Raw genomic sequence first — 3,529 nt, forward strand, 5'->3', positions numbered from 1 at the left:
AACCATTCTTTCGCGCCGTCAAAATTAGCATTTGAAAATTGAAGGTTGAAAAATGACCCGAGGACGGAAGCCAACGGCGCCCAACCTCAAGGTTCTGGCCGGTACCACTCGCCCGGATCGCGAGGAGAAGGACGCGCCAGAGTTCGACCTGATTGACGACTTCCCAGACGCACCTCAGCACCTGAATCGAGACGGTGCTGAGATGTGGGAGAGCTTGGGCCGGCAGTTGGTCGCCGCCAAGGTGCTGCAGGTGGTCGACCTGTATTCATTGGAGCAACTGTGCTTTGCCTGGCAGTGCTTCCGCAAGAAGGCCAAGGCCGACATGGAGGCCACAGCGGCAGAGACCACGGCACTGAAGGCGCTGTTTTCCGAGTTCGGCATGACGCCAGCAAGCCGCCGCAAGGTCTCGTCGGGTGGGGAGCAGAAAAAGGGCAACGCCTTCGCGGGTAATGGGCGGAAGAATGCGTGACTTCGTCAAGATCGCTACCGACTACGCGAAGGGGGCTGTCGCCGACAAGAAGCGGAAACGCCACGGCAAGCTGATCCGCCAGGCTGCCCAGCGATTCCTGGATGACCTGAAGCGTGCCAAGAAGAAGGACAGCCCCTTCATCTTCGACCCCTGGCACGCGAACGACCCGTGCGACTTCATCGAGAAGCTGCACCACGTTGAAGGCAAGTGGGAAAAGCCGACCATCGTGATGCACCCGTCGCACATTTTCTTTGTGGTCCAGCTGTTCGGGTTTCGCAAACGGCAGTGGGTGTTTACTGAAGGCTGGGGCGACGACGGGAAGTTTCACCCGCGGCGGTTCACCTCGGCACTGTTCGCCGTGGCCCGGAAGAACGCCAAGAGCACGCTGTCCTCGGCCATCCTGCTGTACTGCGAATGCTGCGAGCCCGAAGAGGGCGCGCAGATCATCAGCGCGGCCACCACCTTTCCGCAGGCGTCGATCATCTTCAACGCCGCCAAGCGGATGACCGAGAAGAACGCCGACCTGCGCGAGTACTTCGGGCTCGAGGTCTGGGCCAAGTCCATCAGCCGCGTTCAGACCGGTGCCAGCTTCAAGCCGATCCACGCCAAGGCATCGACCCAGGATGGTCTGAACCCATCACACGTCGGCCTTGACGAGATCCACGCGCACAAGACCGCTGACCTGCTGAACGTTCTCCAGTCAGCAGCTGGTGCCCGGGGTAACCCGCTGTGGCTGTTCACGACCACCGAGGGCTACACCAACCCCGGGCCGTGGGCGGAAATACGGATGTTCGCGAAGAAGCTGCTTGGCGGGCTGTTCGGCACCACCGCTGACCACTACCTGGTGGTGTTCTATGCGGTGGATGACGAGGACAAGAGCCTCGGCATCAAGGCTGATGACGACTTTGACGAGAAGGCCTGGATCAAGGCCAACCCGTTGATGGACGTGAACCCGCACCTGATGGCGGCGATCCAAAAGGAAGCCATCGAAGCGAAGCAGATGCCATCGAAGATGGCCGAGTTTCGCATCAAGCGGTTGAACCGGCCGGCCTCGACGGCTGACGGGTGGGTCGACCTGAACAAGTGGCAGCAGTGCGGCGGCGAGATCGACCTTGACTGGCTTGCGCAGTACCCGTGCTGGGGTGGGCTGGACCTGGCGTCCACCCGAGACCTCACGTCGTTCCGCCTTGTGTGGGATGTCGACGGCGTTCTGTACACCTACGGGTGGCGCTGGGCGCCGGAGAGCGCGGTGGCTTTCCGCACCGAGCGCGGCACCGTGCCGTATGCCGCCTGGGTTGAATCAGGCTTGCTCAAGCAGACCGAGGGCGACGTTACCGATTACGCGGTGATCGAGGCCGACGTTAAATCGGTTTGCGAGCGCTTCAACGTTCAGGCCATCGCCTATGACCGGTGGAATGCCGCTGACCTGGTGAATCGGCTGGTTGCGGCTGAGCTTCCGATGGTCGAGTTCATTCAGGGGCCGAAGTCGTACCACCCGGCAATGCAGACCCTGGAGCTGGCCTATATATCCGGCAAGTTGGTGCACGGTGGCGACATGCTGCTGAACTGGTGCGCCTCCAACCTCATCGCCCGGCGCGATGACAACATGAACATGGCCCCGGACAAGAAGCGTTCGGCGGACAAAATAGACGACATGACCGCTCTGCTTATGGCTGTGGGCGTTTCTAAGGCAGGGCAAGAGCAGCCCATAACCGACCTATGCGTGGTGCTGTGATGTTCAAATTTGGGAAAACCAGAAAGCTGGAACAGGACCTTGCCGCTATGCGGGAGGAACTGGGCGAGCTCAAGAACAAAGAGCTCACCTGGAACGAAATGGATCGCTCCCAGTGGGCTGACTTCTTTGGCGCCGTGCCTTCCTCGGCCGGCGTGGTTGTCACCACCGAGACCGCCAAGCGCAGTGCCGCTGTGTACGCCTGCTGCCGACTGATTGCGGGCGCAGTGGCTCTCCTGCCGCTGCCAATCTACGAGCGCACCGAGAACGGTGGCCGGGCTCGGGCGAATCACGACCTCTGGTGGCTGCTGAACGAATCGCCTTATCCGACCCTGACGGCCTGTTCGTTTTGGGAGTGGATGCTGTCTTCCATGCTGCTGCGTGGTGACGGGCTGGCCCAGATCGTCCGCGATCGCTCCGGCAAGCCTATGCGACTCATGCCGCTGCCCCGCGAGTGTGTATCGATCGTTCGGGTGGGCGACACGCTGCATTACTACGTAAATGACGACGGCAAGTACTTCGGCCTGGAGTCGGAGGATGTCTTGCATTTCCCGGGCTTCGGGTTCGACGGTACCAAGGGCGAGTCGGTAATTCGCTACGCTGCCCGCCAGGCCGTGGGTGCTGCCCTGGCCGCCGACGAGTATGCCGGCGAGTTCTTCAGCAACGGTGCAAGCCCGAGTATAGCCATCACCTATCCGGCAGGCGTATCACCCGGGGCAGAACAACAGGACTACCTGCGTCAACAGTTCACTGAAAAGTACACGGGTCGCACCAACCATCATAAGCCGATGCTGCTGGTGAACGGGGGCGATATCAAGCCCGTGAGCCTCACGGCCGAGGACGCCCAGCTACTGGAAACCCGCAAGTTTCAGGTGGTCGAGATTGCTCGAGCATTTGGCGCACCGCCACACATGATCGGTGAAACCTCCGCGTCCACCAGCTGGGGCACCGGCATCGAGCAGATGTCGATCGGCTTCGTCCGTTACACCCTGGGCCCTCACCTGCGCCGCATCGAGCAGGAACTGAACCGCAAGCTATGGCCGCGCTCGACCCGCTTCTTCACCGAGTTCAACCGTGAAGGCCTGCTCGCCGGTGACAGCAAGACTGAATCTGACGTGCTCGGCAAGGCGCTTGGCGGGCCCGGTGCCCAAGGCTGGATGACCGTTGACGAAGTGCGGGCCATCAAGAACCTGCCTCCAGTCCCGGGCGGCGACAAACTCTACTTTTCGACTGCCAGCCAGAAGCCGGCCAAACCCCCAGAGGCTCAGCCAGATGAACCTGATCCAACTGTTCAAGAATAACCAGGCGGCCAAGCGCGAGTTTCGGAT

General features: G+C 61.2%; 3 protein-coding genes. All 3 read left to right on the top strand.

Annotated features, from left to right (window positions below):
• The first annotated feature begins 52 nt into the window (after positions 1-52).
• Genes ACYCCG_RS25940 through ACYCCG_RS25950 form a run of 3 tightly spaced genes read left to right on the top strand, consistent with a single transcriptional unit; the run spans position 53 to position 3,502 of the window.
• Positions 53-469 (top strand): hypothetical protein, encoded by a 417-nt coding sequence (locus tag ACYCCG_RS25940; RefSeq protein WP_186703024.1) that lies wholly within the window; start codon positions 53-55, stop codon positions 467-469.
• Positions 462-2,204: a terminase large subunit gene (locus ACYCCG_RS25945; RefSeq protein WP_392514093.1), complete on the top strand. Its 1,743-nt coding sequence runs from the start codon at positions 462-464 to the stop codon at positions 2,202-2,204. The genes ACYCCG_RS25940 and ACYCCG_RS25945 overlap by 8 nt, the downstream gene beginning before the upstream one ends.
• Positions 2,205-2,251: 47 nt before the next feature.
• Positions 2,252-3,502 carry a phage portal protein gene (locus tag ACYCCG_RS25950; protein ID WP_459672309.1) on the top strand — a complete coding sequence of 417 codons (1,251 nt, stop codon included), beginning with the start codon at positions 2,252-2,254 and terminating at the stop codon, positions 3,500-3,502.
• Positions 3,503-3,529: the final 27 nt, after the last annotated feature.

The sequence above is a fragment of the Pseudomonas sp. VEM90 genome, from assembly GCF_054611535.1.

What these genes read in the sequence shown, in the direction of transcription:
- ACYCCG_RS25940 (WP_186703024.1), top strand. Translation starts at nt 53, where the DNA reads ATGACCCGAGGACGGAAGCCAACGGCGCCCAACCTCAAGGTTCTGGCC.
- ACYCCG_RS25945 (WP_392514093.1), top strand. Translation starts at nt 462, where the DNA reads ATGCGTGACTTCGTCAAGATCGCTACCGACTACGCGAAGGGGGCTGTC.
- ACYCCG_RS25950 (WP_459672309.1), top strand. Translation starts at nt 2,252, where the DNA reads ATGCGGGAGGAACTGGGCGAGCTCAAGAACAAAGAGCTCACCTGGAAC.